Genomic DNA, 23,180 nt, shown 5'->3' with positions numbered 1-23,180 from the left:
GCTGGCCTTTGTCTTTGGTGCAGTTGGAACTTACTCCCAGTTTAGAATCACTTTACCCGACTGGCCGGAACGCATGGCGTCAAAGCCTTTCTGGAAATCATCGATAGAGAAATGGTGAGTGATAAGCGGGGTGAGATCCAAACCAGACTGGATCAGCGCCGCCATCTTGTACCAGGTTTCAAACATCTCGCGGCCGTAAATGCCCTTGATAAACAGACCTTTGAAAATCACCTGATTCCAGTCAATCGACATGTCGGAAGGCGGAATACCCAGCAGCGCGATGCGCCCGCCGTGGTTCATGGCGTTGAGCATGGAACGGAAGGCCGGTGGCGCGCCCGACATTTCCAGACCGACATCAAAGCCTTCGGTCATACCCAGCTCGGTCATCACCTCTTCTAGCGTCTCATTTTTGACGTTGACCGCGCGGGTCACGCCCATTTTGCGCGCCAAATCCAGACGGTATTCATTCATATCAGTGATGACCACGTGGCGTGCGCCCACGTGCTTACAGATTGCCGCCGCCATGATACCTATCGGGCCAGCGCCGCTGATCAGCACGTCTTCGCCGACCAAATCGAAGGAGAGCGCGGTATGCACAGCGTTGCCCAGTGGGTCGAAGATGGCGGCGAGGTCGTCAGAGATGTTGTCTGGAATTTTGAAGGCGTTGAAGGCTGGCAGCACCAGATACTCGGCAAAGGCCCCCGGACGGTTCACCCCGACGCCCTGCGTGTTGCGGCAAAGATGGGTGCGTCCACCGCGACAGTTGCGGCAGTGGCCGCAGGTGATGTGGCCTTCGCCAGAGACGCGGTCGCCAATGTTGAAGCCTTTGACTTCCTGACCGATGCCGACCACTTCGCCGACATATTCGTGGCCGACCACCATCGGCACCGGGATGGTCTTCTGCGACCATTCATCCCAGTTATAGATATGCACGTCAGTACCGCAAATGGCGGTTTTACGAATTTTAATCAGCAGATCGTTATGGCCAAGCTCAGGCACTGGCGCATCCGTCATCCAGATACCTTCTTCACGCTTTAATTTTGCTAACGCTTTCATGTAGGTTCCTCAGGCAATCACGCCAAGCTTTTTACCAATACGGGTGAAGGCGTCCACCGCCTTTTCGATTTGTTCGGTGCTGTGCGCGGCAGACATCTGGGTGCGAATGCGCGCCTGACCTTTTGGTACCACCGGGAAGAAGAAGCCGGTGACGTAGATGCCTTCGTGCTGCAAGGCCGCCGCAAACTCTTGCGCCAGCTTCGCTTCGCCCAGCATCACCGGGATGATCGCGTGGTCAGCGCCAGCCAGCGTGAAACCGGCGGCGGTCATTTTCTCGCGGAACAGCTGGGCGTTGCTCATCAGCTTCTGGCGCAGTTCACTGCCCTGTTCCAGCATGGAGAGCACTTTCAGCGAGGCGGCGACGATGGAAGGTGCCAGTGAGTTGGAGAACAGATACGGGCGCGAGCGCTGGCGCAGCCAGTCAATCACCTCTTTGCGCCCCGCGGTGTAGCCGCCAGACGCGCCGCCCATGGCTTTGCCGAGGGTGCCGGTGATGATGTCCACGCGACCAATCACGTCGCAATATTCGTGGGTGCCGCGACCGTGCTCGCCGACAAAGCCCACGGCGTGGGAGTCATCGACCATCACCAGCGCGTCAAAACGCTCGGCCAAATCGCAAATCCCGTTCAGGTTGGCAATCACGCCATCCATGGAGAATACGCCGTCGGTGGCGATCATGATATGTCGCGCGCCCTCGGCTTTGGCCTGCTCGAGACGGGCTTCGAGTTCGGCTAAATCGTTGTTGGCGTAGCGATAGCGCTTGGCTTTGCACAGGCGCACGCCGTCGATGATCGACGCATGATTCAGTGCATCCGAAATAATGGCGTCTTCAGGCCCCAGCAGCGTTTCGAACAGGCCGCCGTTGGCATCGAAGCAGGAAGAATAGAGAATGGCGTCGTCCATGCAGAGGAAGTCGGCCAAGCGACTTTCCAGCTCTTTATGGGCATCTTGGGTGCCGCAGATAAAGCGTACCGAGGCCATACCGAAACCGTGGCTGTCTAAACCGGCCTTGGCGGCGGCGATAAGCTCAGGGTGGTTGGCGAGTCCAAGGTAGTTGTTAGCACAGAAATTGATGACCGGTTCACCACCAGCAACGGTAATTTCCGCCTGCTGTGCTGAGGTCAAAATTCGCTCTTCCTTGAACAGACCATCGGCACGCGCCTGATCAAGTTCTTCTTCCAGTTGGCGGTAAAACGAAGCGGACATAACGTTATCTCCTGAAAATGACTCATTCGTCAGACACATTACTAATCCGGCTAACGAATAACGAGTGAAGCTGTCAGAATTTCTTTATTTTGTAGCATAGTTCACGCCTTAAGCCCTGATGCACTAGAATCCAACGAATCAGATAGCTTCCGAATGTGACTGACATAATGAAGTGTTATGATATTGCCAACTGAATAGACCGCGCATGGTGCGCGGTTTTCTAAATGATTAAAGGTGAGTCTCATGATAATCGTCACTGGCGGCGCTGGTTTTATCGGCAGCAACATTATTAAATCGCTTAATGATATGGGATATCGCGATATTTTAGTGGTCGATAACCTGAAAGACGGCACCAAGTTCGTCAATCTGGTTGACCTCGATATTGCTGATTATTGCGACAAAGAAGACTTCATCGCCAGCATCGTTGCCGGGGATGACCTTGGTGATATCGACGCAATTTTCCATGAAGGTGCCTGCTCATCCACCACCGAGTGGGATGGCAAGTACATGATGGATAACAACTATCAGTACTCCAAAGACCTGCTGCACTTCTGCCTTGAGCGCGAAATTCCGTTCCTCTACGCCTCTTCTGCGGCCACCTACGGCAGCCAGAGCACCAGCTTTGTGGAAGACCGTAAATACGAACAGCCGCTGAACGTCTATGGCTACTCCAAATTCCTGTTCGACCAATATGTGCGTGAAATTCTGCCGCACGCCCAGTCACAGATTTGTGGTTTCCGTTACTTCAACGTCTATGGGCCGCGCGAAGGCCACAAAGGCAGCATGGCCAGCGTGGCTTACCATCTGAACAACCAGATCAACGCGGGCGAGAATCCAAAACTGTTCGCTGGCAGTGAAGATTTCAAACGTGACTTCATCTACGTGGGTGACGTCGCCGCAGTGAACCTGTGGTTCTGGCAGAATGGCGTTTCCGGCATATTCAACTGCGGGACCGGCCGTTCAGAGTCCTTCCAGGCCGTGGCGGAAGCCGTGATCGAACATCACCAGAAAGGCCAAATTGAAACCATTCCATTCCCTGAAAAACTGAAAGGCCGCTACCAGTCTTTCACTCAGGCTGATATGTCTGCATTGCGCGCCGCGGGTTATGACAAACCGTTCAAAACCGTTGCCGAAGGCGTGGCTGAATACATGACGTGGCTTAACCGCGCGGTCTGATACTCAGTGTTGAGTTAAGGAATGTGTAAGTAATGAAAATGCTGGTCATTGGCCCTTCTTGGGTGGGCGACATGATGATGTCGCAAAGTCTTTACCGCACCATCAAGGCCATTGAGCCAGCGGCAGAAATCGACGTGATGGCACCGGCCTGGTGCCGTCCGCTGCTCGACAGAATGCCAGAAGTTAGCCGCGCCCTGCCGATGCCTCTAGGGCACGGGGCACTGGAACTGGGTGAGCGTCGGCGTTTGGGCGTTGCCCTGCGTGAAAATCACTACCAGCGCGCCTTCGTTCTGCCTAACTCCTTCAAGTCCGCACTGGTGCCCTTCTTCGCCAAGGTTCCGCAAAGAACCGGCTGGCGAGGCGAGATGCGCTACGGCCTGCTCAATGATATTCGCGTACTGGATAAGCCCGCTTTTCCCTTGATGGTTCAGCGCTACGTGGCGCTGGCCTATGACGCCAAGCAGATTCACTCTGCGGCCGACCTGCCTCAGCCTCTGCTGTGGCCGCAGTTACGCGTCACGGAGACCGAAGTCGCCAACGTCAGCCAGGCCTTCGCGCTGTCTGCTGCAAGGCCGGTGATTGGCTTCTGCCCCGGCGCCGAGTTTGGCCCGGCGAAACGCTGGCCGCACTACCACTACGCCGCATTGGCCGAAAAGTTGATTGCCGATGGCTATCAAGTGGTGCTTTTTGGCTCGGCAAAAGACCATCCGGCGGGTGAAGATATTCGCGCTGCGCTGACGGATTCCGCGCAGGCGCTGTGCCTCAATCTGGCGGGGAAAACCTCGCTCGATCAGGCCGTAGTGCTGATTGCCGCCTGTCAGGCAGTAGTCAGCAATGACTCAGGCCTGATGCACGTCGCAGCCGCGCTGAACAAGCCGATGGTCGCACTCTATGGCCCGAGCAGCCCTGACTTCACCCCGCCGCTCAGCCAGCATGCCAAAGTGATTCGCCTGATCACCGGCTATCACAAGGTGCGTAAAGGGGATGCCGAGCAGGGTTATCATCAAAGTCTGATCGACATTCAACCCGAGCAGGTATATCAAGAGTTGTCGCAGCTATTGGTTTCAGGAAAGGATTTGTAATGCGGGTACTGATTGTCAAAACATCATCAATGGGCGACGTCCTGCACACCCTTCCTGCGTTAACTGATGCGATGAACGCCATTCCGGGTATCTCATTCGATTGGGTGGTGGAAGAAGGGTTTGCACAAATTCCTAGCTGGCACCCGGCTGTCGATCGCGTTATCCCGGTGGCCATTCGTCGCTGGAGAAAAAACTGGTTTGGCTCGGAAACGCGTCAGCAACGCTGTGATTTCAAAAGAGAACTGCAATCGCGCACCTATGATGCGGTGATTGACGCACAGGGCTTAATCAAGAGCGCGGCGCTGATCACCCGCGTCGCCAAGGGCCGTAAACATGGGCAAGACGCCAAAAGCGCCCGCGAGCCTTTCGCCAGCTGGTTTTTCAACCAACGCCACGAGATAAGCAAGCAGCAGCACGCCGTCGAGCGTACGCGCGAGCTGTTCGCCAAAAGCCTTGGCTATGAGAAGCCAGAGACTCAGGGCGATTACGCTATCGCTGCACGCTTTTTGGCAAACCCGCCTGCCGATGCCAACCGCTATCTGGTTTTCCTTCACGCCACCACGCGAGCCGATAAGCACTGGCCTGAAAGTCACTGGCGCGAGCTGATTGGTTTATTCAGCAATCAGGACATTGTGATTAAACTGCCTTGGGGCGCGGAGCACGAACATCAGCGCGCTTGCCGTCTGGCGGAGGGTTTCGAGCACGTCGTGGTACTGCCGAAGATGAGTCTCGAACAGGTCGCCAGCGTGCTGGCCGGCGCGAAAGCCGTGGTGTCAGTAGATACCGGCTTGAGCCACCTCACCGCGGCCCTCGATAGGCCTAACATTACGATTTATGGCCCGACCGACCCAGGATTGATTGGCGGTTATGGCAAGAATCAGCAGTCTTTAACTGCGGAAGACAAGGACATGTCGTCTATTTCGGCGGCGAGGGTATTTGAAGCTTTAGGTGGGCAACGCTAATGAAGAAGCTGCATGTTATTAATTTGGAAAAGATGGGAGGCGTTGAACGCCTTTTCCTTCAATACATTAATAATGATCCTGACAACATTAATGAGATTCTTTGTATAAACAGTCAGGTAGGCAGCGAAATAGAGAAAAAGCTGGCCGGAAAAAAAGTGTCATATGCCAACCGGATATTCAACGGCTTCTCAACGCGTTACCCTCAGTTTTTGCGAAAGTTTGTACTTAAACATAAAATCGAAAAAGCCAATGCTGATGTGATTGTCGTATGGGACTTAGTGCCAGTACTTGCCGCAAAACCGAAACGCGGAAAGTTCATTTATTACGATCATGGCTGTTCGTGGCGCTATCCCAAAAACAGCAAAACCTTGGGCTTCTTCGCTATGTTAGATGGCGTGATGTCTGCCTCATGGGCCTCGAAACGCGTGATGGAGCTACGATTCAACTTGCCGATTGCATGTGAAGTGGTACCGAACAGAATTGAAACACCACCCGGCGTACATTACGAAGCCAAAACGCTGCCTGAGACTGTTCGGATTGGTACTGCCTCAAGATTGGTCACACTAAAAGGAATCAGCGTCTCGCTTCTCATGATGCGCGAGTTGCTCAACCGTGGTCACAAGGTGAAACTGGAGATTGCCGGTAAAGGTCCAGACCGGCAATTGCTGGAAGAGTTGACTGAAAGGCTTGAGTTGAAAAATCACGTTACCTTTAGCGGTTTTCAGGACAATGTGAGTGAATTCTTCAATCGCACCGATGTCTACATGAGCACGCCGGTGACCGAGCCATTTGGTCTCTCCTGCGTTGAGGCGCTCTATTTTAGCGTGCCGGTTATTTTTCCCTTTGTGGATGGGCAGCCCGAGGCTGTGAAAGATAAAGAGTGTGGGCTGGGATTAGTCCCTAAAGTCAGCGTTGCAGAGCACCAAAAACTGACGGGGATTAAAGTTGATTTCCCTTATGAGGTTTATGATCCGCTTGAAGATAAATTAGTTACACCAAAACTGCTTTGTCATTTAGAGTGTGCAGATGCGTTTGAACAAATGATTCAAGAACCTAACTATCAAAAATTACGAGAAAACGCGCACAGGTTCACAACGCAATCTTTAGATTACAGCGCCTTCAAAAAACAGTTTGAAGCTATCCTCGCTCGTTACGTTGCCGAAGAATAGGCTATTTGGAATATAAATAGATGATCAGAAGAGAAACGCCTCATCCAATTTTTAGTTACGCGATATATTTTGGATGCCTGCTCAGCATTTGTACTGTTTCATTTGACTGGGGCAACGGCCGCAACATTTTGTTTATCACCAGCTACATTGCTTTTATTGCGCTTATTTTTAACTTCAAATACTACACTCGTCAAAAGTGTTTATTATTAGCCCCTCTGTCCTTTGTGGTGCTAGGACTTGCCAACCTTTTTTGGGTTGAAGCTTTCAAAAAACCTGACGAATACATTGACCTCTATCGGGCATATTTTGTAACTGGGAAAATATTAATTGCAACAGGATTTATATTACTCATTGCACTTAATGAGCAGTTAAAAGTAAAAAACTGGCTTATTCCAGCACTTATCACCTTGGGCATCGCTGTAAACGGTTACGCTATATACCAGTCGATGCATGCTACCTCTTTACGTATTGAGTTAAATTTTGATAGAGCAACCGTTGCAGCTTATATAATAACGGCCATTAATATTTTAATGCTCTATTCCCTACTTCAGCTTAAAAACAAATTCAATGCCATCTTCTTTTCTTTGGGCTTCTTAATTAGCTTCGTTTCAATTATTCATACAGAGACACGCGCAGCAATACTTGTTTTCCCAGTAGTCAGTGTATTGATGTTCACCTTTTCTAGAAACGTCTCGACGAAACAGAAATACACTTACGGCATAGCCGTGGTTGTACTGATAGCCTTAAGCTCTTACTTTCTTAAAGATGTTATTGAAAAAAGAATAGCAGCATTTAGAGCAGATATAGCTCAACAATCGATCTCGACGCGTGAAAACTCAGTGGGGGATCGGATCGCGATGTTGAAAGCGGGAATTATTACCGGTAATAAACATTTACTTGGCCAATCGGCTGAACAACGCGGTAAGGATATCGCCGCGATAGCACTTAAAGACCCCGAATTAGCAGATGCCGTACCCTATGTAACTATTCACCTGCATAATGAGATTATTGATAACTACTCTCTTCGTGGCGTTTGGGGGGTGATTCTCTTATTAGCGCTGTATATAGCGTTGTTAATCCTTGCGTTTAGAGTACAAAAAAATGCCGCTCTCTTGGCGATAACATTAGCCATGATGACCTACGGTTTAAGTGATGTACTGTTCTTTAGCTCCGAAGCAGCTGCAATCTTTGGACTTGCGACAATTTTGAGTGTATTAATTGGTAATACGGCGATAAAAAAACAGTCGCAGCTTCGGGAAAATGAGAAAAATGTCGTTGTCTAAGCAACCATTGTTATCAGTTATCGTTCCTTTTTACAATAATGAAAACTTCATTGTAGATGCATTACGATCCTTGTTTTCTCAAATCAATGACGATGTTGAGGTTGTTATAATTGATGATGGGTCTACAGATAACTCTAAGACTTTAGTGGATCGTCTCCTTCAGACGCTGAAGGCCTCTAACTTCTCTTTCATCAGCCACGAAAATCAAGGCATTGCGGCGACGCGAAATGTAGGTTTACATCATGCAAAAGGCACCTATATCACCTTTTTGGATGGCGATGATATTCTGAGCCCGGATTACTATGCGACGCTAGCACCTTATTTACATCAAGGTGAGTTTGATATTATCGATTTCAACTTCCTGCAATTCACCGACACCGTGCCACCGGGTGTTTCAGATGAAACACATCGCTGTATACCCTATGACTGCTTGCAGCCCGAAAGTTATTACTTAAAGCCGGTATTTGAGCGTTCAAACTGGCATCTGTGGAGCAGGATCTTCCGCAGGGAAATACTCAATGGAGAGAGTTTTGAGAATGGCTGTCGTTACGAAGACGTGATTTTCACGCCCTTCCAATATTTTAAAACCAAGAAAATTGCTCATATAGACAAAGTACTTTATTACTATCGGGTCAATAACTCAGGTATTACGAGAAATATTCAAGCCAAAGACATTGATGATATCTTATTCGCGATGAGTAAGATGCTTGCATATATCCAAACATGTCCAAATCGCGATAAAGTTGCGGAGATTGTCGCGCCAATGATTGAAAATTGCTTTATTGAAGCAAAAAAAATGACTAAGAAAGTATATGGTTATTACTATTATACGCCTGAAAATATCGCGCTTTTCAAACTCGCTGCCGAGCTATGCAAAAACACATCTCTTTCTAAAAAGAAATATTACCAGATGAAGTATCCATTCATGGATACTTTCATCTCGAAAATAAATTATCACGTAAGACTTAGACGATAATTGCTCTCACTGTTTATTTTTTAGCCCAACGTGTGAAACCAGTTCAGCATAGACTCGCTCAGGCTGAATAACCCCCATAGGGCTAATTTCTTCCAAATCTATGGTGTAGCCGGTCCGTGATACCTGAATGATCCGATGCAACTCAGTATCCTGGATAGGACCAGTAGATCTTGAATCTGCGGTAACAAACAGGCTGATGGTTTTGGTCTTCACACCCACGGCAAGATGCAATGGGCCGGTATCGCCGGTGACTAAAACATCAAAACCATCAATCAAAGTGATCAGCTGCTGTAAGTCAGTCTTCCCAATTTGATTAGTCACGATTTCTTTATTTTTATCAGAAAGCTGGCGAAGCAGTTCTTCACCGCGAGCTGTGTCAGTGCCCCCGCCAATCAGTACTATTTTGACCGCCGAGTGACGCTGAGCAATCATATCAATCAGCTTAGCGAAATGAGCTATCGGCCAGCAACGCGACTCAGTGGAAGCGCCAATTTGCATACCAATGACCGTCGCGTCGGGATCTTTTATTCCGGGCTGATAAGGCGAGGGAATTTCCATTGCGACAGCATTCGGATCGCACCCCAGTACACTGACGAGTTCCATTTTTCTACGTACGAAGTGACCGTAATAATAAAATACATAATTTGAAAGCCACTCTTCGAGCCCGCTAATACCATTCATATAATTATCTCTAATTATATATTTAACGCCCGCCATGACGGCGCTAATGACATCATAAGGCAGATGAGAATGGAGAATCAAAGCCAGGTCAGGCTGATGTTCTTTCAGTGACTTAACTAGAACAGGCAATGATTTAATCTTGTTATCCCAATAAACAACGCGATCGTAATGAATGCCATTTTCCACCAGTTGCTGATTTTTTTTATGAGCAACCAGGGTGATATAAGCGTTCGGATAACGCTGTCTAACTTCACGAATTGCTGGGGTGTTAAACATAAAATCACCCAGTGCCGTCGTAGAATAAATCACAATGCTGTCGAAATGCGTTTGTGCATTCAGGGTAGATTTATCGAGCAATCTACCTTTTCTTGGAACGTAACGACGCAAGAACCAATTGGTTAACTTTACTTTCCACTTTTTAGACATCTTGATTCACTTTCGTCTGATAATATTCTGCCAGCGTCATACCTTGGGTACGTTCCTTAAGCCATTCAAACAAACTTTCTAAATCCTGATACAAGATCTCAATATCCTCTGGCGTCTTAAACGTCGGGCTGCCGCCGGGCATAAATTCAGAGGAATGGAGCATAAACTCAACAAAATCGTGGCCCTGCTGCAGACTTTTGGCAGCAACCCGCTTCATGTTTTCGGCATTGCCGCCCGAAGGGCGCAGCCAATGCACAGAATCAGGACGCTTCTTGCCGCGCAGTGCGTTAATGCCCTGCTTTAAGCCATTAATCCAATGTGGATATTTATACTGGATACTCATTGGGACTTCGAGCAGCGTTGACTGGCCTGATTGGGCAATATTTTCCGGATCGATAAAATAGGAATGAGATGGAAAATGGCGATAGTCCGTCCCGCCTTTGCCCTCGGGCGCGCCAGGCGAAGTCTGCCAGTTCACCTTCGGCGTGACCGAACAATCGACCTGATAACCGAATTCCAGCAGCAATGAAGCATAATACTCATTCATCGCCCAGCGACCCGCGCGGTGACTCAGCATTTTTGTCTCGAATGCATCTTCCAGCAACCGCGTCATATACTCGACTTTCGCTCGGATTTCTTCACGAGGGAATTCGATAAGATAAGGCTTATGACGCCAGTCATCATCCGTCAGCGGAGAGATAGGTGGGCTGTTCCAGGCATGAAGATGCATACCCACTTCGCCCTGACCACGGGCAATCACGTCACGAGCAAACTCCACGTACTCGGCATCTTTCGCCATTTCATAATTGGTGAGGTAGACCGGCTTGAAGCCATAACGCTCACACAATGCCTGAAAACGCGGCAAAAAATGCGTGTTCTTCGTGAGAATATGCTCATGATTTTGCCAAAGATTGTCGCCTTCGGTGTCAATCGTGATGATAAATGCGGGTTTTGTCATAAAACATGCCTGATGAAAACTGTTGGGGCCAAATGACCCATTCGCACGGAATAATACATAATGTAGTGTGTCCATGAGTCGATTTGGACAACGCTCTGCACTTTTTGTTGCTTATTCTTTGGTATTTTCCCCAGCAAGGCAAGAAAGGCGTGGAAGTATGGCAACATCCTCCAGCGTCCTTTAGAATCAAGCTTTGATTTCATAGATAGTGATGAATGATGGCAAATGCCCAACCGATTAAGCAATTCGCGCCACCGCGGCGTATTCTGATCATCAAACTGCGTCATCATGGCGACATGTTACTGACGACGCCGGTCATCAGTACGCTGAAACAACACTATCCTGAAGCTGAAATTGACATGCTGATGTACCTCGAAACCCGGGATATGTTGGCAAGCGAACCCGATTTAACAAATCTGTTTACCATCGACCGTACCTGGAAAAAGCAGGGAACCCTCGCTCACCTGCGTCATGAATCGCGCCTTATCAAGCAGTTGACCGCACGTAAATATGATTTAGTGGTTAATCTTGCCGACCAATGGCGCAGTGCGTTGGTGGCGAAGCTCACGGGTGCGCCTGTCCGATTGGGCTTCCACCTGCCTAAACGCAAAGGCAAGTTATGGCAGTTTTGCCACACACATTTAGTCGATGTGTCCAATCACCATCAACTGCATACCGTTGAGCAGAACCTTTCCATTCTAGCCCCTTTGCAACTCTCTTCGGTCGATACGCGCGTGACCATGAGCTATTCCCAAGAGGATGCTGCCTATGTCGCAAAATTATTGGAGAAACAGCAGGTTAATGGTGATTTTGTGGTGATTCAGCCCACTTCGCGCTGGTTCTTCAAATGCTGGACTGATGAAAAAATGGCCGAGACGATCACCGCCCTGCACGGTGAGGGTAAAACCATCGTTTTAACCAGCGGCCCGGCGGAAAACGAGCTACAAATGATCGACCGCATTCTGGCTCTCAGTCCAAAAGGCGGGGTGGTTTCCCTTGCCGGCCAGTTGTCATTACGCCAGCTGGCCGCGCTGATTGATAAAGCTAGCCTATTTATTGGGGTGGACTCCGTCCCAATGCACATGGCCGCCGCCCTGCAAACGCCACTGGTGGCGCTGTTTGGCCCATCAAAGCGCGTTTTCTGGTCGCCATGGCAGGCAAAAGGCGAGGTTATCTGGGCAGGGGATTTCTGCGAACTGCCGGACCCGGATGATATCGATACCCATACTTCCGAGCGATACCTTGACGCCATTCCGACGCAAAGGGTTATCGACGCAGCGAGAAAGCGACTCCTATGAAGCATTTTCGACTGGCGTTAGTTCGCCAAAAATATCGCCCAGACGGCGGCGCCGAGCGCTTTGTTTCCCGCGCTCTTGAGGCCCTTGAGGATCAAGACCTCGACTTAAGCGTCATCACTCGCGAATGGCAGGGCGACGTCAACCCGAACTGGCATATCCATCTTTGCGACCCAATGAAATGGGGCCGCGTCAGCCGCGAGCGCGGTTTTGCCAACGCCGCGCGCAAAATCTGGCAGCAGGAGAAATTCGATATAGTCCAAAGCCATGAGCGCATTCCCGGCTGCGATATTTATCGCGCAGGGGATGGGGTGCATCGCCGCTGGCTGTTGCAGCGTAGCCGCCTGCTGCCAGCATGGCGCGGTAAACGCCTGCTCACTGACAGATTCCACAGTTATGTGATGCGCGCCGAGCGAGAGATGTACGCAGCGCCGGAGCTGAAGTCGGTGATTTGTAACGCGCAAATGATTAAAAATGAAATCATGGCCGACTTCGGTCTGCCTGATGAGAAAATCACCGTCATTTATAATGCGATCAATAATCAGAAGTTCCTGCCGGCGACTGAGGCGCTGCGTCATCAGCTGCGCCAGCAGTTCAACATTCCCCAACAGGCGCACTGCCTGATCTTTGTTGGCTCAGGTTTTGAACGCAAGGGGCTTGAGGCCGCCATTCGCGCCGTCGCGGCAACGAACAGCATTTTGCTGGTCGTGGGGCAGGATAAAGATGAAAAACGCTATCGCGGACTGGCGCAGTCTTTGGGCTGCGAGCAGAGAATTCGCTTTATGGGCGTGCAAAAGCAGACTTTGCCTTTTTATCAGGCGGCCGACGCGTTGCTGCTGCCTACGCTATATGACCCCTTCCCTAACGTGATTCTGGAAGCCATGTCCTGCGGGCTGCCGGTGATCACCAGCCAGACCTGTGGCGGCGCGGAATTCATTCAACAGGGTGTAAATGGCTTTGTTTTTGATGCGCTGGATATCGCATCGCTGGCAGAATCCATCCGCGAACTGCCTGTCGTGGCTCTAGGCTCCGACATGGCCGCCGCCGCCCGCGCAAGAATTATAGAAGAAACGCCTGCCCGCCTTTCAGGGCAACTCCTTGACCTCTATACAAAAATACTGGATTAACCATGCGAGTTTTAATCATTATTGATGGGTTGCCCGGCGGCGGCGCGGAGAAAGTCGTATTGACGCTCTGTAAGGGTTTACAGTCGGCAGACACCGACGTGACGCTGATTTCGCTGCGCGATGTGTGCCAATATCCGATCCCTGAAAACGTGACTTACAAAGTCGTGGCGGATAATTCCCGTTCGCCATGGAGAAAATTGACCGAACTTTCGCGTCGCGCTAAGCAGTTAGATCAAGCCATTAATGAGTGCGAACAAGAGAAAGGGAAGTTTGATTTAATTTTATCCAATCTGCACAAAACCGATCGCATCGTGATGAAGAGCCATATTTATAGCTCCGACCGACTTTGGTTCTGTATTCACGGCATTCTCTCGACCACCTACCTCGGCCATAGAAAAGGATTCGATCGTTGGAATAAGCGTCGCAAAATGGCGGCAGTTTATAATAATAAAAATGTGGTTACCGTTTCTGAGGCCGTGGGTTTTGATTTAAAGAATAATATTCAGGCCACCATCAGAAAGTTGGAAGTGATTAATAATCCTTTTAATATCGAAGAAATCGAGTCATTAGCCGACGAACCTTGCGAGATGGCGGGTCAAGATTATTTGGTTCACGTGGGTCGCTTCCATGTACAAAAAAGGCACGATCGCTTATTAGAAGCCTACGCGCAGACCAATCTGCAAACGCCTTTGATGCTCATCGGCACAGGAAGTGAAGATTACACTAATAAAATCAAAAAATTAGCCACGCATCTTAATATCGCCGATCGCGTGATTTTTGCCGGATTTAAGTCCAACCCCTTCTCCTACATTAAACACGCCCAGCAGCTCATTTTGAGTTCTGACAGTGAAGGCTTTGGTAACGTTCTGGTTGAATCCTTAATTTGCGGCACTCCGGTGGTCAGCACGGCATGCCCTGGCGGCCCGGTCGAGATCCTCGAAAAAACGGGAATGGAGAGAGGATTGGCAGAAGTCAATGCAGAATCACTGAGCCAAAAGATTCTGGAGGTTTATAACAACCCTCCCGAAATTCATAAAGAAAAGCTAGATGTGTATGGCATTGAGTATATTTGCGGAAAATATAAATCTTTAGTGAACAAATAAAGCGAGGCGGGGAAGCCCGCCTCATTTTATTTTTCGACGGCAATAAATGATTGCCAAACATCTTCGACGCTAACATCCATACATTCGCCCGAAGGGGTCTGTAAAATTTGATATTTACCGGACCAAGGGTGCCAGGCATCAATATCGGTATCGCCAAACAGCACTACCAGATTTTTATGTAATGCTGACGCTAAATGCATTTGCCCGCCATCACTACACAGAATGGTTTCACACTGTGCAAAGCCGCCAATAAGCTCGCGGATTGAACTTGTAGGATACAGCGCAACTTGTCGGCCAGCGCATAACTCCATCAAGCGATCAGCACGCACCCGATCACCAATATCATCAGGGGATAGCGTCCCCTGAGGTGACCAGAAAATGAGTACGCCAGCGTCTTTGTGCGCCGTGAGGCGATGAATAATCTCGGCGTAGTTCTCGGGTGACCAACGTCTTTTAGGGCTGCGGCTGCTGATATGGACACCATAAACCCTCTTCGCCTGAGGCAATAATGAGGCACATTTCTTCTGTGCATCGGCGAGTTCATGCTCCTCAGGGAAGACATTTACTTTAGGTATGCTAATGTTTTTATTAGTGATTGCACTTAGGTAGCTAAAGGTTTTCTCGACCTGATGTTTACCGGTAAAATCGGATTCAGTGAAAGCTTTGGTAAGACCTTTCCCGCCGGAATCCGCCCCAATAATATTTTTTACGCCAGCAAGTTTTGCCATACGAAGGCTGTATTTACAGGGGGTAGGGTTGGCGAGAATCGCAGCATCGAAACGGATAGATCTAAGTTTGAGGATAATTTTCGCGCGCTCTAAATAAACGCCTAAAGCCGTTTGATTTTTGGCTCTGTGTTTGGCTTTTTTATAAATATAGGTGCGGTAAATAAAAGGATTGTTCTTAATGACATCTTGACTAACTGAGTTAATCAATAAATAAACGTTAGCATTGGGATAGGCTTTTTTTACCCCTTCAATTAACGGCGTTGTACAGACTAAATCACCTATATTATCCCGCCGAATAATTAGTATATTTTTCATTCTACTCTCGTTAGCGATGTCAACATTGCCCCCCTTTCCCGCGGTGGAAACCACGCAAGGTTAGCGCCTTTCCTACTGAGGTATGATACTATTCCGATACCCCATATAAATGAAATTTAAAGCATGTTACTGCGTTTATATCAGGTATTAGTTTACCTTATTCAGCCCCTTATCTGGATCCGTTTGCTTTTACGTAGCCGTAAATCTCCGGCTTACCGTAAACGCTGGGCTGAACGCTATGGCTTCTGCAAAGGCAAGGTCGCTCCAGGCGGTATCATGCTGCATTCCGTCTCGGTCGGTGAAACGCTGGCGGCAATCCCTTTGGTACGCGCTTTGCGCCACCGCTACCCCTCTTTACCGATTACTGTGACCACGATGACGCCGACAGGTTCCGAGCGCGTCCAATCTGCTTTTGGTAAAGACGTACACCATGTTTATCTTCCCTATGATCTCGCTGGCTCCGTTAACCGTTTTCTGAACGAAGTTAACCCGAAGCTGGTGATTATCATGGAGACCGAACTGTGGCCGAACCTGATCCGCGCCCTGCACTCGCGACAAATCCCGCTGGTGATCGCCAACGCTCGCCTGTCAGAACGCTCTGGCAACGGCTACAAAAAGTTGGGCGAGTTTATCCGCAATATCATGCAAAAAATCACCCTGATTGCCGCGCAGAATGAAGAAGACGGTACTCGCTTCCTGTCACTTGGCTTGAAACGCAGCCAATTGGCGGTGACCGGTAGCCTGAAGTTTGATATTTCCGTGACGCCTGAGCTGGCCGCAAAAGCCATTGCTTTGCGCAGCCAATGGGCTTCGCGCCGCAAAGTGTGGATTGCCACCAGCACCCACGACGGGGAAGAAACCTTACTGTTAGAAGCCCATAAAGAGCTGCTGAAAACCTTCCCTAACCTGCTGCTGATTCTGGTTCCGCGCCACCCAGAACGTTTCGCCACCGCGCGCGAACTGACGCAAAAAGCCGGTTTGACCTTCACTCAGCGCAGCACGGGCGAAGTACCCGCCGCGTCCACGCAGGTAGTTATTGGCGACACCATGGGCGAATTGATGCTGCTGTACGGCATTGCCGATTTGGCATTTGTTGGCGGAAGCCTGGTCGAACGCGGGGGCCACAACCCTCTTGAAGCTGCCGCCCACGCTATTCCGGTGTTGATGGGGCCGCACACGTTCAACTTCAAAGATATCTGTGCCAAGCTGACTCAAGCCGACGGGCTGATCACCGTCACCGATACCGCGTCGTTGGTGAAAGAGATCTCAACCTTGCTGACTGACGAAGACTATCGCCTGTACTACGGCCGCCACGCGGTGGAAGTTCTGCGCCAAAACCAAGGTGCATTGCAGCGCCTGTTGCACTTGCTGGAGCCTTACCTGCCTCAACGGAGCCACTGATGACCAACAGAAAGCGCCTTTCCGTGGTGCTCATCGCCCGCAATGAAGCCGATTTATTGCCTGATTGTCTGGCCTCGGTCTCTTGGGCCGATGAGATTGTGATTTTGGACTCAGGCAGTACCGACGCCACCCAACAAGTCGCCGAGCAGTTAGGTGCCAAATTTTACCAAAACGTTGACTGGCAAGGCTTTGGTAAACAGCGGCAACTGGCGCAAAGCTACGCCACCGGCGAGGTCATTTTGATGATCGATGCCGACGAGCGCGTCACGCCAGAGCTGCGTCAATCTATCGAATCCGTTCTGCAAGATTTTCCCACTGATACAGTCTACAGTCTGGGCCGCCTCAATCTGTTCCTTGGCCGCTATATGCGTCACAGCGGATGGTACCCGGATCGCGTAAACCGTTTATACAGCGCGGCTGATTTCCGCTACAACGACGATCTAGTGCATGAGTCGCTGAACACCGGCAGCGCCAAGGTTGTGTCGTTAAAAGGCGACCTGCTGCATCTGACCTGCCGCGACTTCTTCTCTTTCCAACGCAAACAGATGAACTATGCTCAAGCCTGGGCTAACCAGCGCCATCAGCAGGGCCGTCGCTGTGGCTTCTTCTCGATTATTAGTCATACCTTGGGCGCATTCTTTAAAACATGGATTTTGCGAGCTGGATTCCTCGACGGAAAGCAGGGTTTCATTCTGGCGGGCGTCAACGCACAATACACGTTCAACAAATATGCGGCCCTGTGGGCGCTAAGCCATCAACTGCAGAAGTGAGCCATTATGAGCACTAAGGCAATTTATCCAGGCACATTCGACCCCATGACTAATGGCCATCTGGACTTAGTCACCCGCGCCGCGCTGATGTTTGATCACGTGATTTTAGCGATTGCAGCCAGCCCGAGTAAAAAACCGATGTTCAGTCTGGATGAGCGCGTGGCGTTGGCAACGGCGGCAACCTCGCACCTGAGCAATGTCGAAGTGATTGGATTTGGTGACTTGATGGCGACGTTCGCCAAAAACCACAATGCGACCGTGCTGGTCCGTGGACTGCGCGCTGTGTCGGATTTTGAGTATGAGATGCAGCTGGCCAATATGAACCGGCATCTGATGCCAACGCTGGAAAGCGTGTTCATGATGCCGTCGAAAGAGTGGTCGTTTATCTCTTCCACGCTGGTGAAAGAGGTGGCGCGCCACGGTGGTGATATCAAGCCCTTCCTGCCCGACAATATCACTAAAGCCCTGTTGAAGAAGATTGCTGAGGGCTGAGTTTCCTCATCCTATCGCTGGCATTTTGGGCAGTAAAAGGTGGTGCGCTGAGCATGTTTTTTACTCAGGATCGGCGTACCGCAGGCCCGACAAGGCTCCCCCGCCCGACCATAAACCTGAAGTTCCTGCGCGAAATATCCTGGCTTGCCGTCCGACTGTAAGAAGTCCCGCAGCGTGGTTCCGCCTTGCTCAATGGAGCGCAACAGCACGGCTTTAATGGTGGCGACGAGAAGCGCGGCTTCATCTGGCTTGAGGCTATTCACCGGCCGGTCGGGCGAAATCCCCGCCACGAACAGCGATTCGCTGGCATAAATATTCCCCACGCCCACCACCAGCTTGTTGTCCATCAGCCAAGGTTTGATAGGCGACTTTTTGCTGCGCGATTTTTCAAACAGGTAATCAGCGGAGAAATCCTCACTCAGTGGCTCCGGGCCAAGATGCGACAGCACGCTGCTGCCTTCTAAGTCATCGGTCCACAGCCAGGCGCCAAATCGACGCGGATCGGTGTAGCGCAGGACATAGCCGGTATCCATCACTAAATCGACGTGGTCATGCTTGCCTGCTTCTGTCTCTTCACGCAGCATGCGCAAACTGCCCGACATACCGAGGTGAATGATGATCCAGCCGGTTTTCAGTTCAACAAGCAGATACTTGGCGCGCCGTTGCACGCTAATCACCGGCTGATCGCTCAATGCGAGAATTTCTTGAGAAACCGGCCAGCGCAGTCTTGGGTTGCGAACAATGGCATGGACAATGGTATGCCCGGCAAGATAAGGCTCGATGCCCCTGCGGCTGGTTTCTACTTCAGGTAATTCAGGCATTATTTCTCCCACGGAACATTGAAAAGTCACATCAGGCTAGCTGCTTGTAGCGCTAAAGCATACTTATCCACGAATAACAGGCAATAAAAAACCCGGCCGGAGCCGGGTTTTATTAATCCACTAAAATTATTTAATTTTAGCTTCTTTGTAGATCACGTGTTGACGGACAACTGGATCGAATTTCTTCAGTTCCAATTTTTCCGGCTTAGTACGCTTGTTCTTCGTAGTGGTATAGAAGTGACCAGTACCAGCAGAAGAAACCAGCTTGATCTTCTCGCGAACACCTTTAGCCATGATTCAGTTCCTTAATACTTCTCACCGCGGGCACGCAGATCGGCCAAGACCGTCTCAATACCCTTCTTATCAATAACACGCATACCTTTAGCAGATACGCGCAGAGTTACAAAGCGCTTCTCAGCCTCAACCCAAAAACGGTGTGAGTGCAGGTTTGGCAGAAAACGGCGTTTGGTCGCGTTCATTGCGTGGGAACGGTTGTTACCGCTCACCGGGCGCTTGCCAGTAACTTGGCAGACTCGGGACATGTCTATATCTCCAAAAATCAAATCAGCTCGAGCTTCGTATAGGGTATGGCCGCCTCGTCAGGCTTTTAGAGCCCATCTCAGCAAACTCCACTGAGAACCGACTCACTGTCGTCGGGTAAAAAACCAATTCATCAGGTACGAAACCTGCTGAGATAGGCTCTTAACGCCAAACCCAAGATTCTCAAAGGTGGCGTAGTATACGCTCTGTAGCGTAAGTGCTCAAGTCCCGAACAGCTAAAGATCCTCAAGGATCTTCAAAAAATGGGGCTACAGCCAACCGCGTTCGGCAAAAGACACCGTTTCTCCGTGACCTACGACCAGATGATCGAGGACGCGGATACCCAACAGTTGGCACGCTTTTATTATCTGTTCGGTTACCATTCTGTCCATTGTGCTCGGCTCAGCCACGCCGGACGGGTGATTATGCGCCAGAATTATGGCTGCCGCATTAACCTTCATTGCCTCGCGAACAATTTCACGGGGATGAATTTCGACGCTGCTAATGGTACCAGCAAACATCTCCTCATGGCGAATAACGCGGTGTTGATTGTCGAGAAAAAGTACCAAAAACACCTCTCTTTCTCGGTGACTGAGGATATTTTGCAGATACTGCTGGATTATTGACGGACTTAGCAACGCATTTTGGCTCGATAAATGGCAAGCGAAGCTGCGCCGGGACAGTTCTGACACCGCAGACAGCTGGGCAAATTTAACCAGACCGAGCCCTTTTACCTTGCTCGCGTCCTCGAAAGCTGCCGACATCAAACTGTGCAGCGAACCAAAATGCTCGAGCATATTCTTTGCCAGCGTCATCACGTGTAACCCTTTGCCGCCGGTGCGCAAAAATATCGCCAACAGCTCCTGATCAGACAGGGCCGATGCGCCAAATTTCAGCAATTTCTCGCGCGGTGCGAGCTCTCCCTGCCAACCGTCATCTTTTATTTTCATGCGCTCTCCTTTTCGCGGCGACATATTGGCACGCCGCGCCGCATCTGTGTTCGCCGGTTTTAACTCCTGCGAGGCGTCACGCAAATAATTTATTCTCCTGCTGAGGAAAGCAGCGGATTGCTGTCATCAACCGCCGTTATGCTAAAATGTCGCTTCTTTCGGCTTTGAATCGGACAATCATGATGACGGGGATCTCCGGCAAACATATTGTGCTCGGTGTGAGTGGTGGCATCGCCGCCTATAAAGCACCTGAGCTGGTACGCCGCTTACGCGACAGAGGTGCAGACGTTCGGGTAGTGATGACGGAAGCTGCTAAGTCCTTTATTACTCCGCTGAGTCTACAAGCAGTCTCTGGCTATCCGGTTTCAGACGACCTGCTCGATCCGGCTGCTGAAGCTGCGATGGGGCACATTGAATTAGGCAAATGGGCCGATCTGGTGCTGATTGCTCCTGCTACCGCCGATTTATTGGCGCGCATGAACGCGGGCATGGCTAATGACCTGCTGACCACGGTGTGTCTGGCAACGGCCGCCCCCGTCGCGGTGGTTCCGGCCATGAACCAGCAGATGTATCGCGCGGCGGTGACCCAGGAGAATCTGCAACAGCTGGCTCAGCGCGGCACCTTGGTGTGGGGGCCAGACAGCGGTAGCCAAGCCTGTGGTGACGTCGGCCCGGGCCGCATGCTCGACCCATTGGTTATCGTGGATATGGCGGTTGAGCACTTCGCCCCACGCCGCGACTTAGCCCATCTTAATATCATGATAACCGCAGGCCCAACCCGCGAAGCGCTCGACCCGGTTCGCTTTATCAGCAACCACAGCTCGGGGAAAATGGGCTTTGCTATCGCCAAAGCCGCCGCCGATCGCGGGGCGAAAGTAACCCTTATCGCCGGGCCAGTTAATCAGCCGACGCCTGCGCATGTCGCCAGAATCGACGTCGAAAGCGCACTGGAGATGCAACGCGCGGTTGAAGCCAGCATTTCGACTCAGCAGATCTTTATCTCCTGCGCCGCCGTCGCGGACTACCGCGCAGAAATAATCGCCGATGAGAAAATCAAAAAGCAAGGCGATGAAATGTCAGTGAAATTGGTCAAAAACCCCGACATCGTCGCCGGTGTTGCGGCAATGAAATCCCATCGTCCTTATGTGGTCGGGTTTGCCGCAGAAACCCAGAATGTGGAAGAATACGCTCGGCAAAAACGGATAAGAAAGAATCTCGACCTGATTTGCGCTAACGACGTTTCCCTTGCTGAGCACGGTTTTAATAGTGATACCAATGCTTTGCATCTTTTTTGGCAGGATGGGGAGAAAGTTTTACCGCTCAGCGATAAAGCACTTCTTGGCCAACGTTTACTTGATGAGATAGTCAGCCGTTATGAACACAACTAGTCCGTTAAAAAAAATCGACATTAAAATTCTCGACCCACGTATTGGTTCGACTTTTCCATTACCGGCGTATGCCACTCCAGGGTCTGCAGGCTTAGATTTACGCGCCTGCCTTGATGCCGCGGTTGAGTTAAAACCGGGCGAAACCACCTTATTGCCGACCGGTCTGGCTATTCACATCGGTGATGCTAATCTGGCGGCGGTGATTTTACCGCGTTCGGGTCTTGGTCATAAACACGGGGTAGTTTTGGGCAATCTGGTTGGCCTGATCGACTCTGACTATCAGGGCCAATTGATGATTTCAGTCTGGAACCGTGGTCAAACAACCTTCATGGTTGAGCCGGGCGAACGCGTCGCTCAAATGGTCTTCGTACCCGTTGTCCAAGCCGAGTTTAATCTGGTTGAAGACTTCGAAAGCAGCGAACGTGGCGCAGGTGGCTTTGGCCACTCAGGTCGCCAATAAGAACCTGTTCAGCACCGCGCTTGAAACGCGATATTGAACAGATTCTTATCACTATAGACCGCACTAAAAACCCAATGCTATCAATGCTAAGTGCATCGAATGCGAAGGGTAAACACGATAAGTGAACTAATAAGCCGCAGGATCTTCAAGATTCATGCGGCAATTGTGCGGTCTCTCATGTTTTAAGCCGTTTTTAGCAAGGGTCTATTCAGACATGGCAGAAAAAGAAACTACCAAAAGGAATCGGCGCGAGGAGATTTTGCAGGCATTAGCGCAAATGCTTCAGTCCAGCGACGGCAGCCAGCGGATAACAACGGCTAAACTTGCCGCCAACGTTGGGGTATCGGAAGCTGCACTTTATCGCCATTTTCCAAGTAAAACGCGGATGTTCGATAGCTTAATTGAGTTTATCGAAGACAGCTTAATCACCCGCATCAACCTGATTTTGCAAGATGAGAAAGAGACGCTGAACCGGCTGCGACTTATCCTTTTGCTAATTTTGGGTTTTGCAGAGCGCAACCCGGGCCTGACACGCATCATGACCGGCCACGCATTAATGTTTGAACAAGACCGCCTTCAGGGCCGCATCAATCAGCTTTTCGAGCGAATTGAGGTGCAGTTGAAACAGGTTTTGCGTGAAAAGAAAATGCGTGAAGGTAGTGGATACAGCACCGACGAGACGCTGCTGGCGAGCCAGCTTCTGGCTTACTGCGAAGGCATGCTGTCGCGCTTTGTGCGTTCCGAGTTTAAGTATCGCCCGACGCAGGATTTTGATGCGCGCTGGCCGCTTATTGCCGCGCAGCTGATCTAATGCG

The 23,180-nt window shown here is 50.4% G+C and carries 24 protein-coding genes; 15 read left to right on the top strand and 9 right to left on the bottom strand.

The features are described from left to right. Window positions 1–30: 30 nt before the first annotated feature. A complete protein-coding gene (gene tdh / locus V2154_RS22065) occupies window positions 31–1,056 on the bottom strand; it encodes an L-threonine 3-dehydrogenase (protein WP_034794554.1) in 1,026 nt (341 codons plus the stop codon). 9 nt (window positions 1,057–1,065) lie between these two features. After that, a complete protein-coding gene (locus tag V2154_RS22060) occupies window positions 1,066–2,262 on the bottom strand; it encodes a glycine C-acetyltransferase (RefSeq protein ID WP_353503836.1) in 1,197 nt (398 codons plus the stop codon). Between the two features lie 243 nt (window positions 2,263–2,505). Here V2154_RS22060 and rfaD point away from each other — a divergent pair, with 243 nt between their 5' ends. The 6 genes from rfaD to V2154_RS22030 are packed head-to-tail and all read left to right on the top strand — an operon-like array spanning window position 2,506 to window position 8,910. Further along, on the top strand, window positions 2,506–3,438 hold the full coding sequence (gene rfaD, locus V2154_RS22055) for an ADP-glyceromanno-heptose 6-epimerase (RefSeq protein WP_353503835.1): 933 nt from the start codon (window positions 2,506–2,508) through the stop codon (window positions 3,436–3,438). A 32-nt stretch (window positions 3,439–3,470) separates the two neighbouring features. Further along, complete coding sequence (gene rfaF / locus V2154_RS22050) at window positions 3,471–4,520, top strand: ADP-heptose--LPS heptosyltransferase RfaF (protein WP_353503834.1); 1,050 nt, start codon at window positions 3,471–3,473, stop codon at window positions 4,518–4,520. Beyond that, on the top strand, window positions 4,520–5,482 hold the full coding sequence (gene rfaC / locus V2154_RS22045; RefSeq protein ID WP_353503833.1) for a lipopolysaccharide heptosyltransferase RfaC: 963 nt from the start codon (window positions 4,520–4,522) through the stop codon (window positions 5,480–5,482). The genes rfaF and rfaC overlap by 1 nt, the downstream gene beginning before the upstream one ends. Then, a complete protein-coding gene (locus V2154_RS22040) occupies window positions 5,482–6,651 on the top strand; it encodes a glycosyltransferase (protein ID WP_353503832.1) in 1,170 nt (389 codons plus the stop codon). The genes rfaC and V2154_RS22040 overlap by 1 nt, the downstream gene beginning before the upstream one ends. Window positions 6,652–6,671: 20 nt before the next feature. After that, entirely contained in the window at window positions 6,672–7,934 is a 1,263-nt protein-coding gene (locus tag V2154_RS22035; RefSeq protein WP_353503831.1) for an O-antigen ligase family protein, read from the top strand. After that, window positions 7,927–8,910: a glycosyltransferase family 2 protein gene (locus V2154_RS22030; protein ID WP_353503830.1), complete on the top strand. Its 984-nt coding sequence runs from the start codon at window positions 7,927–7,929 to the stop codon at window positions 8,908–8,910. The genes V2154_RS22035 and V2154_RS22030 overlap by 8 nt, the downstream gene beginning before the upstream one ends. A gap of 6 nt (window positions 8,911–8,916) precedes the next feature. Here V2154_RS22030 and V2154_RS22025 read toward each other — a convergent pair whose 3' ends face one another. Together V2154_RS22025 and V2154_RS22020 are read right to left on the bottom strand one after the other, a co-directional pair. After that, on the bottom strand, window positions 8,917–10,017 hold the full coding sequence (locus V2154_RS22025; RefSeq protein ID WP_353503829.1) for a glycosyltransferase family 9 protein: 1,101 nt from the start codon (window positions 10,015–10,017) through the stop codon (window positions 8,917–8,919). Then, on the bottom strand, window positions 10,010–10,975 hold the full coding sequence (locus V2154_RS22020) for a polysaccharide deacetylase family protein (RefSeq protein WP_353503828.1): 966 nt from the start codon (window positions 10,973–10,975) through the stop codon (window positions 10,010–10,012). The genes V2154_RS22025 and V2154_RS22020 overlap by 8 nt, the downstream gene beginning before the upstream one ends. 215 nt (window positions 10,976–11,190) lie before the next feature. On the opposite strand from V2154_RS22020, the gene rfaQ reads away from it, so the two are divergent. Genes rfaQ through V2154_RS22005 form a run of 3 tightly spaced genes read left to right on the top strand, consistent with a single transcriptional unit; the run spans window position 11,191 to window position 14,500 of the window. After that, the gene (rfaQ, locus tag V2154_RS22015; protein WP_353503827.1) at window positions 11,191–12,273 is read left to right on the top strand and encodes a putative lipopolysaccharide heptosyltransferase III; all 1,083 of its coding nucleotides are present in this window, start codon (window positions 11,191–11,193) and stop codon (window positions 12,271–12,273) included. Next, complete coding sequence (locus V2154_RS22010; protein WP_353503826.1) at window positions 12,270–13,397, top strand: glycosyltransferase family 4 protein; 1,128 nt, start codon at window positions 12,270–12,272, stop codon at window positions 13,395–13,397. The genes rfaQ and V2154_RS22010 overlap by 4 nt, the downstream gene beginning before the upstream one ends. A 2-nt stretch (window positions 13,398–13,399) precedes the next feature. After that, window positions 13,400–14,500 carry a glycosyltransferase gene (locus V2154_RS22005; RefSeq protein ID WP_353503825.1) on the top strand — a complete coding sequence of 367 codons (1,101 nt, stop codon included), beginning with the start codon at window positions 13,400–13,402 and terminating at the stop codon, window positions 14,498–14,500. A 26-nt stretch (window positions 14,501–14,526) separates the two neighbouring features. On the opposite strand, the gene V2154_RS22000 is transcribed toward V2154_RS22005, so the two are convergent. Continuing rightward, complete coding sequence (locus V2154_RS22000) at window positions 14,527–15,543, bottom strand: glycosyltransferase family 9 protein (protein WP_353503824.1); 1,017 nt, start codon at window positions 15,541–15,543, stop codon at window positions 14,527–14,529. Window positions 15,544–15,666: 123 nt separating this feature from the next. On the opposite strand from V2154_RS22000, the gene waaA reads away from it, so the two are divergent. From waaA to coaD, 3 genes are read left to right on the top strand one after another with little or no spacing between them, the layout of a single operon-like run. Next, window positions 15,667–16,944, top strand: a complete 1,278-nt coding sequence (gene waaA / locus V2154_RS21995; RefSeq protein WP_353503823.1) for a lipid IV(A) 3-deoxy-D-manno-octulosonic acid transferase — start codon at window positions 15,667–15,669, stop codon at window positions 16,942–16,944. After that, window positions 16,944–17,714, top strand: a complete 771-nt coding sequence (locus V2154_RS21990; RefSeq protein WP_353503822.1) for a glycosyltransferase family 2 protein — start codon at window positions 16,944–16,946, stop codon at window positions 17,712–17,714. The genes waaA and V2154_RS21990 overlap by 1 nt, the downstream gene beginning before the upstream one ends. A gap of 6 nt (window positions 17,715–17,720) precedes the next feature. Then, entirely contained in the window at window positions 17,721–18,206 is a 486-nt protein-coding gene (gene coaD / locus V2154_RS21985) for a pantetheine-phosphate adenylyltransferase (RefSeq protein ID WP_353503821.1), read from the top strand. Between the two features lie 11 nt (window positions 18,207–18,217). Here coaD and mutM read toward each other — a convergent pair whose 3' ends face one another. The 4 genes from mutM to radC all read right to left on the bottom strand — a co-directional run bounded on the left by mutM (window position 18,218) and on the right by radC (window position 20,517). Further along, on the bottom strand, window positions 18,218–19,027 hold the full coding sequence (gene mutM / locus V2154_RS21980; protein ID WP_353503820.1) for a bifunctional DNA-formamidopyrimidine glycosylase/DNA-(apurinic or apyrimidinic site) lyase: 810 nt from the start codon (window positions 19,025–19,027) through the stop codon (window positions 18,218–18,220). Between the two features lie 126 nt (window positions 19,028–19,153). Continuing rightward, entirely contained in the window at window positions 19,154–19,321 is a 168-nt protein-coding gene (gene rpmG, locus V2154_RS21975; RefSeq protein ID WP_004392084.1) for a 50S ribosomal protein L33, read from the bottom strand. Window positions 19,322–19,332: 11 nt separating this feature from the next. Next, complete coding sequence (gene rpmB, locus V2154_RS21970) at window positions 19,333–19,569, bottom strand: 50S ribosomal protein L28 (protein WP_004931195.1); 237 nt, start codon at window positions 19,567–19,569, stop codon at window positions 19,333–19,335. Between the two features lie 267 nt (window positions 19,570–19,836). Beyond that, on the bottom strand, window positions 19,837–20,517 hold the full coding sequence (gene radC, locus V2154_RS21965) for a RadC family protein (RefSeq protein ID WP_353503819.1): 681 nt from the start codon (window positions 20,515–20,517) through the stop codon (window positions 19,837–19,839). A 179-nt stretch (window positions 20,518–20,696) separates the two neighbouring features. Here radC and coaBC point away from each other — a divergent pair, with 179 nt between their 5' ends. The 3 genes from coaBC to slmA all read left to right on the top strand — a co-directional run bounded on the left by coaBC (window position 20,697) and on the right by slmA (window position 23,176). Then, window positions 20,697–21,905 (top strand): bifunctional phosphopantothenoylcysteine decarboxylase/phosphopantothenate--cysteine ligase CoaBC, encoded by a 1,209-nt coding sequence (coaBC, locus tag V2154_RS21960; protein ID WP_353503818.1) that lies wholly within the window; start codon window positions 20,697–20,699, stop codon window positions 21,903–21,905. Then, complete coding sequence (dut, locus tag V2154_RS21955) at window positions 21,892–22,365, top strand: dUTP diphosphatase (RefSeq protein WP_353503817.1); 474 nt, start codon at window positions 21,892–21,894, stop codon at window positions 22,363–22,365. The genes coaBC and dut overlap by 14 nt, the downstream gene beginning before the upstream one ends. Window positions 22,366–22,579: 214 nt before the next feature. Continuing rightward, entirely contained in the window at window positions 22,580–23,176 is a 597-nt protein-coding gene (slmA, locus tag V2154_RS21950) for a nucleoid occlusion factor SlmA (RefSeq protein WP_353503816.1), read from the top strand. Window positions 23,177–23,180: the final 4 nt, after the last annotated feature.

It is taken from the genome of Ewingella sp. CoE-038-23, from assembly GCF_040419245.1.
GTDB lineage: Bacteria > Pseudomonadota > Gammaproteobacteria > Enterobacterales > Enterobacteriaceae > Ewingella > Ewingella allii.
The sequence above is the reverse complement of the archived record's forward strand: the minus strand, read 5'-3'. Positions and strand labels throughout refer to the sequence as shown.

What these genes read in the sequence shown, in the direction of transcription:
- V2154_RS21990 (WP_353503822.1), top strand. Translation starts at nt 16,944, where the DNA reads ATGACCAACAGAAAGCGCCTTTCCGTGGTGCTCATCGCCCGCAATGAA.
- V2154_RS22025 (WP_353503829.1), bottom strand. Translation starts at nt 10,017, where the DNA reads ATGTCTAAAAAGTGGAAAGTAAAGTTAACCAATTGGTTCTTGCGTCGT.
- tdh (WP_034794554.1), bottom strand. Translation starts at nt 1,056, where the DNA reads ATGAAAGCGTTAGCAAAATTAAAGCGTGAAGAAGGTATCTGGATGACG.
- dut (WP_353503817.1), top strand. Translation starts at nt 21,892, where the DNA reads ATGAACACAACTAGTCCGTTAAAAAAAATCGACATTAAAATTCTCGAC.
- V2154_RS22060 (WP_353503836.1), bottom strand. Translation starts at nt 2,262, where the DNA reads ATGTCCGCTTCGTTTTACCGCCAACTGGAAGAAGAACTTGATCAGGCG.
- V2154_RS22005 (WP_353503825.1), top strand. Translation starts at nt 13,400, where the DNA reads ATGCGAGTTTTAATCATTATTGATGGGTTGCCCGGCGGCGGCGCGGAG.
- mutM (WP_353503820.1), bottom strand. Translation starts at nt 19,027, where the DNA reads ATGCCTGAATTACCTGAAGTAGAAACCAGCCGCAGGGGCATCGAGCCT.
- waaA (WP_353503823.1), top strand. Translation starts at nt 15,667, where the DNA reads ATGTTACTGCGTTTATATCAGGTATTAGTTTACCTTATTCAGCCCCTT.
- rfaD (WP_353503835.1), top strand. Translation starts at nt 2,506, where the DNA reads ATGATAATCGTCACTGGCGGCGCTGGTTTTATCGGCAGCAACATTATT.
- rfaQ (WP_353503827.1), top strand. Translation starts at nt 11,191, where the DNA reads ATGATGGCAAATGCCCAACCGATTAAGCAATTCGCGCCACCGCGGCGT.
- V2154_RS22040 (WP_353503832.1), top strand. Translation starts at nt 5,482, where the DNA reads ATGAAGAAGCTGCATGTTATTAATTTGGAAAAGATGGGAGGCGTTGAA.
- rfaF (WP_353503834.1), top strand. Translation starts at nt 3,471, where the DNA reads ATGAAAATGCTGGTCATTGGCCCTTCTTGGGTGGGCGACATGATGATG.
- V2154_RS22010 (WP_353503826.1), top strand. Translation starts at nt 12,270, where the DNA reads ATGAAGCATTTTCGACTGGCGTTAGTTCGCCAAAAATATCGCCCAGAC.
- radC (WP_353503819.1), bottom strand. Translation starts at nt 20,517, where the DNA reads ATGAAAATAAAAGATGACGGTTGGCAGGGAGAGCTCGCACCGCGCGAG.
- slmA (WP_353503816.1), top strand. Translation starts at nt 22,580, where the DNA reads ATGGCAGAAAAAGAAACTACCAAAAGGAATCGGCGCGAGGAGATTTTG.
- coaD (WP_353503821.1), top strand. Translation starts at nt 17,721, where the DNA reads ATGAGCACTAAGGCAATTTATCCAGGCACATTCGACCCCATGACTAAT.
- V2154_RS22035 (WP_353503831.1), top strand. Translation starts at nt 6,672, where the DNA reads ATGATCAGAAGAGAAACGCCTCATCCAATTTTTAGTTACGCGATATAT.
- rfaC (WP_353503833.1), top strand. Translation starts at nt 4,520, where the DNA reads ATGCGGGTACTGATTGTCAAAACATCATCAATGGGCGACGTCCTGCAC.
- rpmB (WP_004931195.1), bottom strand. Translation starts at nt 19,569, where the DNA reads ATGTCCCGAGTCTGCCAAGTTACTGGCAAGCGCCCGGTGAGCGGTAAC.
- V2154_RS22020 (WP_353503828.1), bottom strand. Translation starts at nt 10,975, where the DNA reads ATGACAAAACCCGCATTTATCATCACGATTGACACCGAAGGCGACAAT.
- rpmG (WP_004392084.1), bottom strand. Translation starts at nt 19,321, where the DNA reads ATGGCTAAAGGTGTTCGCGAGAAGATCAAGCTGGTTTCTTCTGCTGGT.
- coaBC (WP_353503818.1), top strand. Translation starts at nt 20,697, where the DNA reads ATGATGACGGGGATCTCCGGCAAACATATTGTGCTCGGTGTGAGTGGT.
- V2154_RS22000 (WP_353503824.1), bottom strand. Translation starts at nt 15,543, where the DNA reads ATGAAAAATATACTAATTATTCGGCGGGATAATATAGGTGATTTAGTC.